Source organism: Candidatus Uhrbacteria bacterium (genome assembly GCA_016187485.1).
Lineage (GTDB): Bacteria > Patescibacteriota > Patescibacteriia > UBA9934 > UBA10169 > JACPJO01.
Map to the genome: position 1 here is coordinate 1 of JACPJO010000004.1, position 17,907 is coordinate 17,907.

General features: G+C 55.6%; 11 protein-coding genes. 2 read left to right on the top strand and 9 right to left on the bottom strand.

Features of this window, described 5'->3' with window-relative positions; all coding sequences use genetic code 11:
• The coding region (locus tag HYW18_01440; protein MBI2484795.1) for an Ig-like domain-containing protein at positions 1-6,685 on the bottom strand (6,685 nt) is incomplete at its 3' end.
• Between the two features lie 140 nt (positions 6,686-6,825).
• Here HYW18_01440 and lexA point away from each other — a divergent pair.
• Together lexA and dinB are read left to right on the top strand one after the other, a co-directional pair.
• Entirely contained in the window at positions 6,826-7,383 is a 558-nt protein-coding gene (gene lexA, locus HYW18_01445) for a repressor LexA (GenBank protein MBI2484796.1), read from the top strand.
• A 184-nt stretch (positions 7,384-7,567) separates the two neighbouring features.
• Positions 7,568-8,722 (top strand): DNA polymerase IV, encoded by a 1,155-nt coding sequence (gene dinB, locus HYW18_01450; GenBank protein MBI2484797.1) that lies wholly within the window; start codon positions 7,568-7,570, stop codon positions 8,720-8,722.
• On the opposite strand, the gene HYW18_01455 is transcribed toward dinB, so the two are convergent.
• From HYW18_01455 to HYW18_01490, 8 genes are all read right to left on the bottom strand, one after another.
• Complete coding sequence (locus HYW18_01455; GenBank protein MBI2484798.1) at positions 8,719-9,285, bottom strand: hypothetical protein; 567 nt, start codon at positions 9,283-9,285, stop codon at positions 8,719-8,721. The two genes, dinB and HYW18_01455, sit on opposite strands and share 4 nt — an antisense overlap.
• On the bottom strand, positions 9,282-10,433 hold the full coding sequence (locus tag HYW18_01460; GenBank protein ID MBI2484799.1) for an NADP-dependent malic enzyme: 1,152 nt from the start codon (positions 10,431-10,433) through the stop codon (positions 9,282-9,284). Before HYW18_01460 ends, HYW18_01455 begins: the two co-directional genes overlap by 4 nt.
• Positions 10,434-10,438: 5 nt before the next feature.
• Positions 10,439-12,478, bottom strand: a complete 2,040-nt coding sequence (locus HYW18_01465) for an ATP-dependent helicase (GenBank protein MBI2484800.1) — start codon at positions 12,476-12,478, stop codon at positions 10,439-10,441.
• 73 nt (positions 12,479-12,551) lie between these two features.
• Entirely contained in the window at positions 12,552-13,667 is a 1,116-nt protein-coding gene (locus HYW18_01470) for a hypothetical protein (protein ID MBI2484801.1), read from the bottom strand.
• A gap of 169 nt (positions 13,668-13,836) precedes the next feature.
• Positions 13,837-14,772 carry an endolytic transglycosylase MltG gene (gene mltG / locus HYW18_01475; GenBank protein MBI2484802.1) on the bottom strand — a complete coding sequence of 312 codons (936 nt, stop codon included), beginning with the start codon at positions 14,770-14,772 and terminating at the stop codon, positions 13,837-13,839.
• Positions 14,769-15,806, bottom strand: a complete 1,038-nt coding sequence (locus tag HYW18_01480; protein MBI2484803.1) for a mannose-1-phosphate guanylyltransferase — start codon at positions 15,804-15,806, stop codon at positions 14,769-14,771. Before HYW18_01480 ends, mltG begins: the two co-directional genes overlap by 4 nt.
• The gene (locus HYW18_01485) at positions 15,803-16,324 is read right to left on the bottom strand and encodes a phosphatase PAP2 family protein (protein ID MBI2484804.1); all 522 of its coding nucleotides are present in this window, start codon (positions 16,322-16,324) and stop codon (positions 15,803-15,805) included. Before HYW18_01485 ends, HYW18_01480 begins: the two co-directional genes overlap by 4 nt.
• A complete protein-coding gene (locus HYW18_01490; protein ID MBI2484805.1) occupies positions 16,321-17,901 on the bottom strand; it encodes a 2,3-bisphosphoglycerate-independent phosphoglycerate mutase in 1,581 nt (526 codons plus the stop codon). Before HYW18_01490 ends, HYW18_01485 begins: the two co-directional genes overlap by 4 nt.
• Positions 17,902-17,907 lie beyond the last annotated feature (6 nt).

Consider the following 17,907-nt stretch of genomic DNA (forward strand, 5'->3'; position numbering starts at 1 on the left):
CCGCAATGATGAAGTTGGAGTCCGAGGTGTCGGTGGCCAGGGTGGCTCCACCGGCGTCACGGCCGACGATCTTCACACGGGCCTGAGAGGTTGCCGTGTTGGGCACGCTCCAGGTGTGGGAGCCGTCGTTGGCGGTGCCAGAGACAATCGTCGAATATGTTTTCCCTCCATCAGCCGAGTACGACAGGACAATATTGTTGATGTTGCCCGCAGAGGTCCACGTGATAGCCACAGAGGATCCGCCATTAACCGTATTCCCCCCGTTGGGAGCAGTAAGCGTCATGGAGTCAGAGATCACCGTCACCGTACTCGCTCCTCCGCCTCCGCCGCTCGAACCACCGGCAGCAAGCCGCAATCCGCTCGCAGCCGAGGACATTGCTGACTCTTGTCCGCCCGTATCAGCCGCCGTTACTTTATAGAAGTAGGTCGTCCCCACGGAAGCCGTGTCATCCGTGAAGCTTGTTCCTGTCACGTCCGATGTATTCACTTGTGTAGAGAAGCTCCCGCCCGAACTGGTGTCGCGGTACACCTCATACCCAACCAAATCCGTAATAGGTGAACTGTCTACGTTGGTCGTCACCGCGGTCCACGACACAACGATTGGGGCAGCATTCGTGGTCGCACTCACGCCCGTTGGAGCAGCCGGCGCAACACCATCGGCAGGCGCCGTGATGCTGAAGACGGTGGCGTGATCAACCGCAATCGTGAAGCGCACCGAAGTAACGTTACTCAAGTTCTCCGCAGGACTCGCTACCACATCACCCTCCGCGTCAAGGAACGTGATCGTCGTTGCTTCGCCGATCCACGCCCCCGTGCTGTCGCGGTACGACATACCGAGTTCGTTCACTTCCGTAAGCGTATCCACTCCTTCTGCCGATAATTCCGCCACCGTAAGCACAATCTCAATCGTAACCGGCAGAGCGAAATCCGTGACATTCGTCCCTCCACCATCGGTAAAGCTGATGTCGAATCCATTACCGATGACATCCGTGCTCCCCGTGTCCGTTACTGCGTTCGTTTCCTCGACCGCAAGAGATCCGGCACTGTCTGATGTGCTCAAGGCTCCCTCTCCTGCCGTCACAGACACGCCAAGCGTATCGTCATCGAAGACGCCGCCCGAGGAAGGTGTGATCGTTTGCGTGCGTGGATTGGCCAAAGAAACAGTCGAGACAAGGGCGATTGTGTTATTCGAAGACGTCGGTGAACCACTACTAACTGTGATGGATGAGAGTGTTACGGCCGCGTACCCCGGAGCAATACCTGTAAGCGTCCATGTGCCATCGGAAACGGAAAGCGCGTAGGTTCCATCCGGGTTGACAGGCACCCCCATCTCTCCGCCACCTGTACGCACGGCCGAGACGAATCCCGATGTGGCCGCCGAACCTCCCACCGTTACAGAGCCGCTGATGGAACGATTGGTAATGGAACCTGTGAGGTTTTGTGTGGCGCTTGCCGACACGATGAGCGTGATCGGCTCGACAAACATGCCATATTTATAAGCGGTCATCTGGTACGTTCCATCTGGTAACTGGATGCTGAACGCTCCCAACGAGTCCGTGCTGTCTCCCACATGGGTGCTCGCGTTCGACACTTCCACCCACGCATCCGCAACAGCGCCGCTCGTGGTCGAGAGAGTTCCCGTGATTGTTCGCAAGGTTGGCAGCACCAACTTGATCGTTTCACTTCCGTCCACCGTGAGGATGCTTGAAGCAATCGTCGTGCTTCCACTGTCGCTTTGGATACTGCTCGAACCGAAGCGGAACATCTGCGTCATGGCCTCAACACGATATGAACCGCTCGGCACCGAAAGGGTCGTCGAACTGCCGGACGCAAGATAGGTATTCGCTCGAGTTCCTGTCGTTGTGTTCACAAGCTCGATGAAGAGATCATTCACGGAAGTCAGCGTGCCTGCAGCATTTTTGACATTCACCGTAATGGTGTTTGGCGTATCCATGACAACGTCTATACCCGTCTGGTTTGCCGATGTGGTATTCACCCCAGTGACAAGAGGAAGGTTGCCGTAACTCGGCGAGCGAGCTTCCACGACATATCCCGACCCCGCGGGGACGTTGATCGTATAGACGCCGCTTGAGTTAACAGGCGTTTGGTTGAAGTTCGTCCCGTTTTGGACAGTAACAAACGCATTCGTGATCGGCGTGCCGCCACTGCAACTCGATCCACCTCCCGCTTTGATACAGACGGTGCCCGTAACCGTTCGGAACGTCACGGAGCCTGCAGAGAAGTTGATACCACTCTGATCGCTTCCACTTACGATAACCGTCTGGGCAGGAAGCTCACCGTATCCGGGGATAAACGCGCGCACGCTGTATGTGCCATTGCCGACATAGAGTGTGTAGTTTCCATTCGCGTCCGTCATGGAGCCGGCGTTCGTCGAACCACCGCAGTTCGCCGTGCAGAATGTATACACCGACGCTCCTTGTACCGCGTTCGTGCCATCCGTTACCTGTCCGGTAATGACCGTCGTTGGCAAGCTGATTTCAATCACGACCTGTAATGTCGCCACCGTTGAGCCGCCAACGTAGATATTGCCGGACGCATCAACCACAACCGAAGTTTCCGGCGGAGGCGGCGCGCCAAAGAGGAACGCTCCCACGCGGTAAGACCCCGGGGTAATGGCGAGCGTTGCTGTTCCGTTGATGCCTGCCGGTGCAAACGTGCTGAATCCACCCGTTACGGAGTTGGCATAGATCATCGCGTCTGCGACGGGAAGGTCGCTCGTGTTTTGAACCAAGACCGGAAGCGTGTTTGTGGCGGCCGTGAGCGTAAAGAGCACCGTGCCGTCATTTGCCGTCCCGCTTGTTTCCGTTACCGTCGCACCGGAGACTGTTACTTCTAGAGGCGACGAGACGACGTAATCCGGAGAAGTGGGTTGGACAAACGTCCCCGTCCCCATTTCCATATGCGGACCCACACCGATAAACCACGTTCCGTTTCCAAGACGCAACGTCACATCATCACTCCCATCCGTTGAAGCGATCTCCTGCACGGTGAATCCAGAAGAACCGCCCGCAAACACATCAACATTCTTTCCTGTAGCTCCAGAAACGTTCACCGTAACTGCTGTAAGACTCGCTGCAGAGGTGAGCGTGACGCTCGCCGTTTCCGCTCCATCTACCCAAATCGGCATCGGATTGGGTATACCGACAAATTGCGTACTATCAAGCGTCACAAACGCATCGGTAGATAGCATATAGTTGCCATCGTTGAGACCACTGAAGGTCGCTGTCGCTGTGCCGCCAGAGAACGTCGTGCTTGTTGCCGAAACCTGTCCCGACATCGGTGAACCGAGGTATGCCGTTAAGGTCCCTGCATTTGCCGATCCAGCAGTGAACGTGACAACAAGACTATTGTCTCCGGCCGCATTGATATAAAACGGCATGGATGTCAGTGATTCTTGCAGAGTCGAACCGGCCATTGTTGTGATCGCAACCGTGTACCCCGAAGTGTCCGGCCCGCGCGGCGAACTGGGATTCACAATTCCTGAAAGGTCGATGTGCAAGAAATCATTTTCTTCTCCAACCATGCACGGATCGGTGCTGCCGGCTGCGCAACGTGTAGCAATGGTGGGCTGGATGGTTACAGTACGAGCTGAAACGTTCGCCACAACGGAGCTGATACCGACCGTACCGGGGCCTGGGCCGTTGATATCGCTATTTGCCGGACTCCCTGTCATGGCGACAACGTTCGTCACATCAAACCCTTGCGGGAACGTGAGAATGAGTTTGCCGCTGTTTGCCGAGGAACGAATTTGTTGCGTAATCGGTACGTCTACACTGACATTCGAGGTCGCGCTCACCACGGGACTCCCGAGCATGATCGCCGGTTGCGGAACAAACGCGAATGAGGTGAACCCTGTCGGGTTATCCCATGTGTTGCCAGAGAATGTCGCGCCGGGACCCGATTGAACACCACTTGATTCATCCATCACCACGCCGGAACCGGAGTTGACGCTTGGATTGATCGTGTTGCCGGCCATGTCGGAGACGCCGCTCAAGGTAACGGTAAATGTATTGCCTTCCGTAAGCGAGACGCCATTCAACGTCGCCGTCATGTCGACCGAATCATAGGTAATGGTATTGCCTCCAAGAGACGAAAGCGGGACAGATGTTGAGATGGGGCTCTGGAGTGTCCAATTGGCGACGTTCGTTACTTGCGAAGAATTGACGGGTTCAGTGAATGTTACGTTGACGCTGCTCTCCGTGGCCGTAGCAAACGAAACTTGCGGCGCGGTCGAGTCAGCACCGCCGGTCGTAAACGACCACTCGTAGCGGTTGTTTGCCGTTCCATCGTTGTCCTGCAAAGAGACGCCAGAGACATTTTGAATCGGACTTGCGGAACCGGCCGCAAGAAGGCGAACGGTATACGTTGTGTTCGGCGAAAGAACGTTGTTTGCTGTCAACTGAATCTCACGGAAGTCGGAGTTGTAAATAACCGATGCGGGCACTTGATCGCTCCCGACGAGGAGAAGCGCGGAAGTCGTCGTAACTGTTGAAGCAAGTAGGGCATCGTCGGTTGTCGCAAGAATGACGACATTGCCGACCGGCACGCCCGTCGCCGATGTCGCCGGCTCACGACCGATCACAAGCGGACCCGTCGCATCCACCCCCGAGGCGATGGTGAAATTGATGATGAAGGGCGAGGCAAGCGCAACGGCGTCGGAAGATGTAACACCCGTTCCTACCGTCAAGCGATACGCGCTCCCGGGGGTGAAAACAACACCAGAGACGTCTATATCCACCGAATCGTTCGAGAGCATGATCGTGCGGGCGGAGAAGTTTCCATTGACGAGCGTCACCGCCGCATTTGCCGTAACGTTAAAGAGCGTGATATTTGCCGCTGTGAAACTCGCGGTGGCCATACTTCGCGAGAAGTTCACGCTGAACTGCGAGGCGTTTGATGGAACGGATGTTGAACCACCGTTCGGATATCCCCCAACAACCGTTGGCGGCGCCGCGGAAGCGGATGTCATGCTCGCGTTCGGCGTAAAAGAAAGCGTGAAGTTTGATGCAAGAGGATTGCCGGCGATGTCCGTCGCACCGGTCGTAACCGTAAGTGTGTGCGCAACAGCCAAGAGCGGCAAAGTTGTAATGGTACAGATCGTGTCCGCCCCTGTCGTCGCAGAAGGATTGTAAGTAACCGTCGCACAAAGATTGGTGCCCGGAGCGCTATCGCGCGTAACCCTCACCGTTGTCGTCGTGATCGTGGAAGCGCTCATGGCTTCGCTGAAATCAACACCAACCATCGCAAGATCCACCGGCACGGCGTTTGCTGCAACAGATGCAGCATTGGGGAAACTATCAATGACCGTCGCCGGTGTTGTGTCTCCGCTCTGCTGGTTATTGCCAAATGATCCGGCGAATTCCGGACTCGAGCTCGTATTCTGCGGGTTGGGCGAGCTCATGAGCACGAAGTCGCTTGCGTTGTTGTTCGTGTCGTAGGAGTTTCCCGACGAGACATGCTCGCCGGAAGTCGCCATCGAAGTAGGTGTGGCAAAAGCCGATGCTTTGCGCTCGAGACTTGAACCGAGGACGAGATCGGGCGTCACAGCAGCCGCCTCATTCACCGTCGAAGAACCCCAGCCAAGCTTGTCAACCACATCGGTATTCGCCTGCGCCGAAAGGCTGATATAAACGGCGCCGTTGGAGACAAGTTGCGCGAGAGAGCCGTTATACGTCGCGTTTGCCGCCACCGACCCGGAGTACATGGTAGAAGCGATCAAGAAATATCCATTCGGTTGAATGGAGCTCGTAAGAATCGTCAAGGCAACGTTCGTATCCGTCGTCGTCGCGCCATTCCAGAGGTGGAGCCGCAGAACCGGCGAAGATGTCGTACCGACGGAAAACGCCGTCATCGATGGGTTGTAGAGTTCAACGAATTCATCTTGCGCGTTCGTGGAGGAACCGAGTTTCACTTCACTAATCTTGATGCTCGGCATGAGCGTAACGGTGGTGGGTGTGGCAGCGTTTCCCACAACATCCATCACGCTCGAAGTTACAGCAACCGTGTTGCCGGAACCCGTAGCAATCGTAGCACCCGAGGCAACAAGTTCGACGCCATTTCCAAAGTAGTTCACGCTCGTGATCGTCGAGTTATCGGCGGGAGCAGATGTCGTGAGTGTGAAATTTCCCGCAATCGCCGTTGCTTGAGAAAGACGCTCATTAAAATCCACAATCACCTGCGTCGTACTATTCACGTTAACGCCAATAACTTGCGGTCCGACGGTATCTTCCGGTGTTCCATACACAGCAACAGGCGTTGTGCCGCATGCTTCTGCAGATGCCGGTGGAAACGGTTGGTTGAATACGGCGCCCGTCGCGCACGCGATGCTGAAATCCGCGTTCGTGCTATTCAGGTTTCCAACAAGCGTGAGAACAACATTGGGGGAGTTGAGTGTATGCGACACGCTCGCGATGGCAATCGAATTTGCTCCGGATACGTTAAAATCCGACGCTTCGAGAGCCCCATTCGAACCATTGTTCACCGGTTGGCTAAATTGAAGGCTCAACACCGCCTGCCCATTTTTCCAAGACTGGACCGAGAACGTAGGTGCAACAGCTCCTGCCGTTTCCGGCTGGCTTATGATGGCAAGAAACGCAAAACCAACCGCGGCAATGAGTATGAACACCCAACCGCGTTTGGCAGCTCCGACAAGCTGCTTGGACATAAGCAAAACGTAAAAAAGTAACTTTTTGTTAAAAGATGACTTCATTCTACCCTTTCGTGAACAATTTATCCCAAAGTTATCCACATCTTCCCATTGCGTTCGCTCTTTGTTCGGTACATACTGCGAATGCAGGGAGAACTATGGCGCTCACAAAAAAACAATTTGAAGTACAAAAGTTCGTGCACGAATTCGAGCGGGAACATGGGTACGCGCCGTCGTATCGAGAAATCGCTGCTGGCCTCGGCCTTTCCTCTCCTGCGACCGTGTTTCAGCATATGAAAGCTATTGCGGAAAAAGTACCAGTATCTGCTATCGCTCTATTGCCGCTTGCGGGAGTTATTACCGCCGGCGAACCCATCGAGGCACTAGAAGAACGCGAGACCATGGCTGTTCCCTCTTCATTCGTGCTCGACGAGGCTAATTCCTACATCCTGCGCGTGAAGGGGCGTTCCATGATTGAAGATGGGATCTTCGATGGCGATTATGTCGTCATTGAGAGAAACCCGTCACCAAAAAATGGCGAGGTAGTCGTGGCGCTTCTCGACAATGCTTACGCCACGCTCAAACGTTTCTATCGCGAACAAGACCGCATTCGCTTGCAACCGGCCAACTCCACCATGGACCCCATCATTATCCGCGGGGACATCAACATTCAGGGCGTCGTCCGCGCCGTCATCCGTAAATTCCAAACTGCCTAGAAATTTGGGCGTGTCGCAAGGCTGGGGCCCTCGTCACCCCACAGCGAGTCATCCCTCACACACTCATCTTCGACCTAGAGCTCGCTGATCCCCAGGGCTCTGGACCGAAGTAAGGGATCACTTTGGTTCAGATCCGGGGCAGGGTCCTCCTCCTTCCCTGCCCCGGAATGTTCTTTTCGTATGTATGTTCATCCTTCATATAGACATGAACAACTACTTCGCTAGCGTGGAGCAGCAACTCGATCCGACTTTGCGAGGAAAGGCCATTGGAATCACAGGCAAGCAGATCGAGCGCAGTGTCATCGCGACAGCTTCCCGCGAAGCAAAGGCACGTGGCGTGAAGACCGCCATGCCCGTATGGCAGGCTCGCCGCCTTTGTCCCGAGTTACTGTTGGTTCCTGGCAGACATCACATCTATGAAGCTATCTCTCGCAAGATTTTCTCTCTCCTTCGCCGTTACACCCACATGGTCGAGCCAGCAAGTATCGATGAAGCGTTCGTCGATCTTACCGCGGTGGCGGCGGACTCTTTGGATGCCGTGGCCATCGCCCAGCACATCAAGCAGGACATCGTGCAGAGTCTTGGGGAATATCTTACGTGCTCAATTGGTATTGCGCCGAACAAACTCGTGGCAAAAATGGCGTCAGACTGTCAAAAACCCGACGGGCTTACGCTCGTCCCACCCTCGCGAGTGGAGACATTCATGCTCGAGAGAAAACTTTCCGATGTTTGCGGTATCGGTCCTAAGACGGTACAAAAGTTGGCCGGGATGAACATCCACTCTATCGAGGCGCTTCAAGGTATGCCTCTACACATCCTCACGGCAGCATTTCACTCCTATGGCACGTGGCTCTATCACGCCGCGCGCGGGGAGGATGACAATCCGGTTGCCTATGAGTCAGAGGCGCCGAAATCTTTTGGTCACGCCCACACGCTTCCCCACAACACACGCGACCCCGACACCATGCGCTGCATTCTTTTTGGGTTGGCAGAGAAGGTCGCGCGGCGGATGCGCCGTGAAGGATTTAGTGCCGAGACGGTGAGTGTGACCATTCGCTATGGTGATTTTCAAACCGTATCGGTAGAAGAGCGATGTCGCACCCCTATGCACGACGGGCTTGTGCTTGGCAAAGTTGGGTGGAGACTTTGCAAACAGGCGCGCGATAAAACGAAGCCGGTGCGTTTGCTTGGCCTATCGGCCGGCGGCCTTGTCGCAGGAAGAATGATGCCCTTGTTTCTCAAAGACCAAAAAACCGAGCGCGTCGTGGATGCTCTGGATGCCCTTTCGCATAAACGCGGCCGATCTCTCTGGTCCCGCGCCGGGTTTATGAATAACTAGAAGCTCCCTTTCAGGACTTGATTCGCGCTGGGGTTTTCGTCGTAATCTTTTGGTTCCAATGTCACAAGCACCTGGAGAAAATCATCATATGTCTCGCCGGGCTCTCCGACCCACAGCATGCCCCAACTGCCGTCTGCATTATGGACAAGCGTGCCTGTCGAGATGAAATCGAACGGATAGGGTCGAATGAGCCACGCCTGGTATTGAAATCGCGTTGTATCCATGTCGGGAAGACCGCGCGCCAGCACCGTGTGCTTAAAGAAACCGTTTTCAAAGACGCGCTTTGCCGTTGCGCTTGCTCCTGTATCACCCACGGCGGTAAGTTCTGCCGTTTCCGGAATCCCACGCGGCGTTTCCCGGCGAGTCGCCGTGTCCTCCGGAGATGTTTCCGTAAGTTCGGAAACAATGTCATCTGCGCGGGGAATGCGTTCTTCCTCCTGTGGCGGCGCACGGCGGAAAATAGCTACACCAATCACAAAGACAAAAAGAATAGCCAGAAGTGTAAGTCCCGTGGTCACCCACACGGGTGTGCGCGCCGATGTGCCTCTATACTCCTGTCTCATACAGATTTCACGGCATCCGCTACCGTGCGCGCCAAATTCGGGTGGAAGACAGACGGGAGAATCTCCGCAGCCGTTGGATGCGCAATAAGGTCTGCTACCGCATGCGCTGCGGCTAATTTTGTTTCACTTGTGAAAGATTTTTTGCGCCCCTCAAGCGCTCCCAAAAATATTCCGGGGTACACAAGCGCATTGTTCACTTGATTGGGAAAATCCGATCGTCCGGTCGCCACTACAGCAGCTCCACCCGCCAGCGCTTCTACCGGCATAATCTCTGGCGTAGGATTTGCCATAGCAAACACGATCGCTTTCGGCGTCATCGTGGCGATGTCCTCCGCACGAAGAAGCCCTGGCTGGGAAACGCCCAAAAAGACATCGCTCCCGCGGAGGGCCTCGGCAAGCGTGCTCCCCCATGACGTTGCATCCCGATCAAAAGCGCGTGTTGCGAACGCTTCCTTATATGCGTTCATTCCTTCCATGCGTCCTGGCGTAATCACCCCTTTCGTATCAAGCACGCGCAGATGCAAAGCACCGGCATCCAACAGGAGGTGCGCACTCGCCAGCCCCGCTGCGCCGGCACCATTAATCACTATACGGACATCTTGGATCGCCTTCCCCACCACGTGGAGCGCATTTAAAAGCCCCGCCAGCACCACAACAGCGGTTGCGTGTTGGTCATCGTGAAGTACCGGAATATCAAGTTCGCGCGACAAACGCTCCTCTACTTCGAAACATCGCGGCGCCGCAATATCTTCCAAGTGGATAGCGCCGAATGTCGGCGCGATATGTTTTACCGTCTCCACAATGACGGACGCATCTTGACTGTCGATAAGAATCGGCCAGGCATCCACGTTGGCAAATTTTTTGTAAATCACCGCCTTCCCCTCCATAACCGGCAACCCCGCTTCAGCGCCAATATTCCCAAGTCCAAGCACGGCCGACCCATCTGTCACAATGGCCACGCTCCTGCCACGCATAGTGAGATCCCACACACGCGACGGATCCTTTGCGATGGTCAGGCATGCTTCTGCAACACCCGGTGTATAGGCGCGGGCCAAGTCCTCAACCGTCTCAAGCGGCACGCGCGAAGCAATTTCAAGCTTTCCGCGATAGAGCTCATGCATGGCAAGAGATTCTTCAGAGATAGACATAAAAATTATACATCACGTAAAAAAGAGACCGGGGCTTTTTTCATTGACGCACGCTCCCCCGCCGTATCGAGAACGATCGTTGGTTCTTCGTATCCATCTGCGTCCCTGCGTGGCAGAGAGGCCGCAGGGACAGATCGCAAGCGAACTTCCTCAAAAAGTGCGCGCGGTACTTCGGAAAGAAACATGGACGGCTGGTGGACAAAGTAAGATTCTGTTCCATCCGTCAGGGGATACGTGAGCGTAAGGCGGTGGCGCGCACGTGTGACCGCCACATAAAACAAACGGCGTTCTTCCTCGATGGCATCTCGATCTTCAAGCGCGCGACGATGCGGAAACGATCCATCCTGCAAGCGCATGAGAAACACGTGGTCCCACTCAAGACCCTTTGCCTGATGAATGGTGGAGAGGACAAGGCGGTCCTCGACCGGTGCGCCCGTCTGGCGTGCCGCCTCATAGTCGTCGTGGAGTGTGACTTCTGCCAAAAAATCCACAAGCGTGTCGAACGATTCAGCAAACAAGGCAAACTGTTCAATATCCTCCAGACGCTCGGCGGCATCAGGATATTGTGCGCGCATGTATTCCTGATAATCCGACCGCGCCACGGCGCGGATCATTTCGGCGGGAAGCGCCTCGCGCGAAAGATCGCGTGCCACACGCAGGTATCCATTCCATCCAGCCCCTGCGCGCGGAGGCAGCGACAAAGGTTCCTCAAACACGCGCTCCCAGCTGTCCACATGGCGCACGCGCGCAAAAACACTCGAGGCTGTCACCGGCCCAATGCCCGCCTGGTGAGAAAGAACGCGCAGCCACGAAGGCTCATCTTGAACGTTTGCCCGTATGCGCAGATACGCAAGAATATCCTTTACATGCGCGCGTTCAAAAAATCGTAGACCTCCACGGTACTCATAGGGGATTCCAAGCCGGACAAGTTCCATTTCCAATTGTTGGCTGTGAAAAGCGGAGCGAAAGAGTACGGCCATCTCTCGCAGAGATGTTCCTCCCTTCGCTTGTTTATCAATCTCTGCAGAAAGATACTTTGCCTCTTGCAGGGGCGAGCCCGTCGCCACAAGAGAAGGGCGCGCGGCCGAAGCGCGCATGGCACGGAGCGTTTTTTCATACTGCTCCGTGTTGTGCGTGATGCTCGCATTGGCAAGTGAAAGGATTTCTGGCGCTGAGCGATAGTTGGCCGTCAGATGAAACGTACGCGTACCAGCAAACCAAGTAGGAAAATCCAAGATGTTGCGCACCGTCGCGCCGCGAAACGCATAAATACTCTGCGCATCGTCGCCGACGACCAAAATATTTTTGTGCAGGGAAGCCAAGCGCCGCACAATCGCTCCTTGAATCAAGTTTGTATCTTGAAATTCATCTACCAAAACATAGCGAAACTGCTCCGCGAGCTGATGCGCAACCTGCGCATGTGTCTCGAGAAGTTCGTGGAAAAAACACAGGAGGTCATCGAAATCCATGAGGTTGCCCATGCGCTTCTTTTCCGTATATCGTTTGGCAATCTCCTCAAGTGTAGGGGTAAGCGGTGCCCAAGAGACGTAGTTCTCCTCCACAACCTCCCGCAACGTCCGGCTGCTGTTGCGCCCAAAACTCACCATGGAGTGAATCACGGCCGCGGAGGGAAATCGCGTCTCCGCAGCATCAGGTTTTACTTCTTTAAGACACGTGCGGATGAGCAATTCGGAATCGTCGCCGTCTAAAATCGTAAACGAAGGAGAAAACCCAAGCTCGGGCGCAAAGCGACGAAGCATCTTGTGCGCGACAGAGTGAAAAGTTCCCGACCACAGACCGCGGGCTCCTTCCCCGCAGAGGCGTTCAATGCGGCCTGTCATCTCTCGCGCAGCTTTGTTTGTGAACGTGAGAAGAAGAATCTCCTGCGGAAGCACACCCTCTGAAAGAAGGTGGGCCACGCGATACGTGATGGCGCGCGTCTTTCCCGACCCAGCACCTGCAAGAACAAGCACGGGCCCGTCCCCGTGTAGCACCACGTCGCGCTGTTCGTCGTTCAGACTGGTTTCAAGATCGAGGGCAGGCATAGGTGAGGGGAAGTATAGCAAACCGAAGGAGTCGAAAACCAGCCGTGCGGCTGGTTGAGATAAGGAACGTGTTCTAGATATGTTGGGCAGCCAGGCGAAGAGCGGCATGCAGGTCCTTGATCCGACGGACGCGGCACGCGCGTGCAGCATCTTCCATACACCCGACAAGACCGGGGATGGTGCTGCGCCGACGCAAGGCCTTCCGCTCCCACCACAGACCGCGCGCCCACTGACGTGCGTCGTGAACTCCGTGGCGCAACTCCGCCCACGGGATGCACGCGTCGGGCAGACGCCGCACCTCGATCGTACCCACCAGCGTGCGCAGAGACGCCAGCTGCATGAGCCCGAAGTGCTGGATCGAGATGCCAACAACCTGCGCCTGATACCGCGCCACCAGCTCCTTGGGCGGCCGAGGATCCTGGCTCGACTCGGCCAGACCGATCATCTCCTGCAGATCGCGGGCCATGTGTTGCGTCAGGTGTTCAACCGGGCGCGGGTACACGGCCAGCAGATCCCGAGACGCCGCATCCATCTGCTCGTAGAGCGACCGCAGGGTTTCGCTGTCACCCCAGTGGCGAGACAGAAGCGTCATCCAGTCGTTCACCTGGCGACGCAGAGCGTCCAGGAAGCCGAGCAGCGCGTGGCGCTTGGCGAGCAGGACGGCCCGCCGGGGATCGAGCCACTCGTGCACGGCTTCGATCTCTTCCCGGCGCACGCCCAGGTGCTCGGCCGAAGCCGAGAGCCGCGCCAGGTTGGCACTCCAGTTGCGCCGCTCCGTCCGATCATGAGCAAAGACCGCATCCCCCATGAGCTCGCGCGCACGCGCAGCACGCGGACCCTGCACAGCCCGCAGAAGGTCGAGAAGTCCGGCGACGCGCTTGGCGTAGACGGCATCTCGCTCCCGCCGGGCGCTCTCGGCAAGAAGGGCGTCGCTCCAGAACAGGGCAAGCTCGGAGAGGCCGAACTCGATGGTGGGCATCTCCACGTTGTCCATCTTGGCTTCCACGCGGTTGCACATCTCGATGGCCTCGGGCAGACCGCGGCAGCAGACGAACATCTGCCGCCGGTCATCCCAGACCATGACCGCACCACGCCAGATGAACTTCTTGAGCGCCGGGCTGGGCCGGCCGCGCGCCTCCCTGAACGCCGACGACTCGTAGCGCTCGGTGGACAGGAAGACGCCTGGCATCCAATGGATAGCACGGAGATCGTGGACTCCCGCCCGCGACTTGATGCTGGAAAGAACCGTCTCATAACTTGGATCCGACATGACTCTATCTCCAGGGTTGGCGGCAGAAGGATACTGGTTCTGCCTCTAAAGTTCAAACCAGTAAACCAAACACCATAGGCTGTTTGGTTTACCTCAAATACCTTGCCTTGTTCACGTTGTGCTCCTCAAGCGTTTTTGCGTAATACACCTTTCCCTCTGCATCGGTGAGAAAAAAGAAATAGGGGTTGGCTGCTGGCTCGAGAGCGGCACGGATCGCATCAAGGCCCGGATTAGAGATTGGGCCAGGTGGGAGGCCGCGATATTTGTACGTATTGTATGGGGAGTCTATATCGCGATCCGCATAGCTGATTGATGGCGTATCTTTTCCCGTCACGTAGTTAACCGTGGAGTCCGCTTGAAGCGCCATGCCAATATCGAGCCGCCGCCAGAATAGATCGGCCACCAGACGGCGATCTTCGGGTGAGCGAACTTCTTGTTCAAGGATAGATGCCATCGTAAGGATTTCATGCGTCGTGCGGCCGGACGCTTCAAGTGCCGGCGCAAGCTCTTCCAATTTTTCATCCATCTCCCGCCGCAGGCGCTTCACCATGTCTTCTGGAATGACTCCTTTAAGAAAACGATACGTGTCGGGAAAGAGATATCCCTCGAGATCGCGTGTCGCAACAGCGTCCCAGGCAGCGCGCGTCGTCACCCCTTCTGCTTCAAGATAATCTCCCATTTTCGCGAGCGTCCATCCTTCGGGAAATGTAAGGGTAAGTTCTGTGGCTGTAGGGTCCGTCATGCGCCGGAGCACGTCGTGCGTGCTCATGCCAGACTTGAGTGAAAACGCCCCGGGCTGTAAACGTCCCTCGACACGAAGAAGCTTTGCGTAGACTTTAAACAGGAATGGACTCTCAATGATGTCCTCATCTTTAAGAAGCTCTGCAATGAAACTCACGCCTGATCCTTGCTCCACCATCACCGTTTTTTCCACGGCATCCGCGGCCGGGTCGCGAAGCCACAACTCGCGGATCACAAGCCAGCCGAAAAAGACAACAAGAAGAAGAGCAATAAGACGTTTCATAGAATATGATGAGCGCCGCGCGCCGAAAGTTCTGCAATAATTTCTTTGACACGTTGGGCATGCGCATGCGTGGTAACAAGAAGAGCATCGGGCGTGTCCACCACCACAAGGTTGGAAACTCCCAAAAGTGCCACGAGCTTTTCCCCCGTCACATGCACAAGATTTCCGCGGGCATCAATGGTCAGAACATCGCCATGCAATACATTTTCCGTCCGGTCATCTTCCGCCAGTCGCGCATAGAGCGTGTCCCACGCGCCAATGTCACTCCAGCCAAAATCACCCTTGATGATGAGCGCCTGGTTCGGATCGAGCTTCTCAACCACGGCATAATCAAATGAAATGGCCAGCAAACTCTCGAACGCTCCCGCCCGGAGCGCATGCCCCATCTCAGGAGCATACATGTCGAAAGCTTCGAGAAACTTTCGCGGTGTCCACGTAAAGTAGTTCGCATGCCATAAATAATCTCCGGCCTCAAGGTATGATTTCGCCACATCGTATGAGGGTTTCTCATGCTGACCACGGAAGGTATAGACCTCCACCCCATCTTTCTCCGAGACACGGGGGCCGATGCGTGTGTAGCCGAGGATCGTGCTTGGAAACGTCGCAACGACACCGATGTCGAGAAGCTTCCCCGTCTCTTCGACAAGACAACCCGCGACACGGAGGCAGTCGAGAAACTTCTCCTCGTCGCGAATATAGTGATCGCTTGGGATAAACACCATCGGCTCGTCGGGCGCAATGGCAAAAAGCGCCATCGCAGCAAAGCCCATCGCCGGTCCCGTATCTCGTTTCACCGGCTCGACAATGATGCGATCGGCGGGGACATCGGGAAAGAGCTCTTGGATCATCGAAGCAAACGCGGGTGAGGTGGAGAAAAAAATATCTTCCGATGCCAAAAGCCGGAGAAGCCGCCGATACGTGTCCTTGAGGAGCGGCTCTTCAGAGAGGAGCGCCGTAAATTGCTTTGGCCGATTCGCACGCGAGAGCGGCCACAGCCGCGTCCCCACTCCGCCGGCCAGAATCACAGCTTTCATACGAAACGCAGAAAAAACAGAATGGCAAGGAGGGCTGTACCGTACGCCACGAATCCGCCGACAAGAAGTCCCGCAAGAATGTCAGACCAGTAATGTAGTCCCGCGTAGACACGCGCAAAAAGAATCCCTATCGAGAGGACAAAGGCGCCCCAAAAAAATAGGCTGCCGCCCATAGCGGAGAATATCAAGATGGTTGCGCACAACGAGGCGTGGCCAGAGGGAATGGAGGTTGTGGCCACACGCAAACGAAATAACGGGCGCAGATGCTCACGCTGAAACGGACGTTTGCGTTTAATACCTGCTTGGATGGCAATGACGACAAGCTGCGAGAGAACGACAGCAACCCCATAGACGGCCGCGCCCTTTACGTCACGCCAAAAAAATCCGAGAGGAATGGCAACAAGAACAAATGGGAGATCGCGCGCGACAAAGATCGCGAGTCGGTCTAGCCACCGCCGCCTTCCCGCTTGGTTGTGGATCACGCATGTAAGCCGGTAATCGAGATCGGATAACATCATAGAAGCGGCTGCCCCGTCATCTCTGGGGGTTGAGAGATACCAAGTACGGATAACATCGTCGGCGCCACATCAGCAAGCATACCCACCGGCGGAACCAGCGACAAGTCACCATTGGGAATTTCCCCCACAGGAGACGCCTGCCCCTCGAACGCTTTGCTCACCACAATAAAGGGGACGGGGTTGGTGGAATGTTCTTTGTCAATCTCGCCAGAGACGACATTACGCACCTCCTCGGCATTCCCATGGTCTGCGGTCACAAAAAGCACCCCACCCTGATCGAGCAGAGCATCGGCGATTTTCCCGATGAAGCCATCATCCACTTCAAGAGCCTCAATGGTCGCTTCCAAATTTCCCGTATGCGCCACCATGTCAGGATTCGCAAAGTTTGCCACCATCACATCGAATTTCCCCGCACGGATTTCCTTAAGGAGACGGTCTGCGATCTCTTTTGTAGACATCATCGGTGTTTCGTCGTACACCGAAACCTTTGGCGAGGGAACAATCACGCGCTCTTCCCCCTTCACGGCCGCTTCCTTCATGCCGTTAAAGAAAAACGTGGCGTGCGCATACTTTTCTGTTTCGGCGATGTGGAGCTGTTTCAAATCCTGTTCCGCAATCACCTCGGAGAGCGTGTGTTTTATTTCCTGCGAGGGGAACGCCACAACGACGGGAAGGTTTTTCTCGTACTCGGTCATTGTCACAACAAAAATATTTGGGATGTAGTTCCGTTTGAACAGCTCAAATCCCGGGAGACAAAAAGCTTTAGTGATCTCGCGCATACGGTCAGCACGGAAATTGAAAAGGACAACGGCATCACCCTCCTTCACTGTCGCAAGGGGCTTATCTCCGTCCACCAACACGGTGGGTTCAAACTCCTCATCGAAAACTTCTTCCGCGTAGCTTTCTTTAATAGCTCCTAAAGCGTCTTTCGCATACACGCCTTCCCCTTTCACCATAGCGTTGTAGGCTTTCTCGACACGATCCCAGCGATTATCTCGATCCATCGCATAGTAGCGGCCGGCAAGCGTTGCTAAGACGCCCACTTTCAATTCCTTCATCTTCGTTTGAAGAGCGGTAACGAAATCTGCACCGGCGTTATACATAGTATCGCGGCCGTCCAAGATCGCGTGCACCGCCACATGTTTGCACGATTGTTGTTTGCACAGCGCCAACAACGCATGGAGATGGTCATCCATGCTGTGCACACGGCCGGGACTCACCATGCCGATGAGATGCAGTGTGCCTCCAGAACTTTTCACAAATGCTGCCGCTTGAAGAAACGCCTCGTTCTCAAAAAAACTTTTGTCTTCAATCGCTTTGTTGATACGTGGAAGCGTTTGGTAGTACACGCGCCCGGCACCGATCGCCAAGTGTCCCACCTCGCTGTTGCCCATTTCCCCCCACGAAAGACCGACCGCTTCACCCGACGCGCGAAGCGTCATGGCGGGATAATGCTGAACAAGCCGCTTGAGATTCGGCATCTTAGCTTGCGAAACGGCGTTTCCTTCCCCCGCGGGCGCAATGCCGAAACCGTCAAGAATCAAAAGGACAGCGGGCTTGGGTCTTCTTCCATTCATACGAGC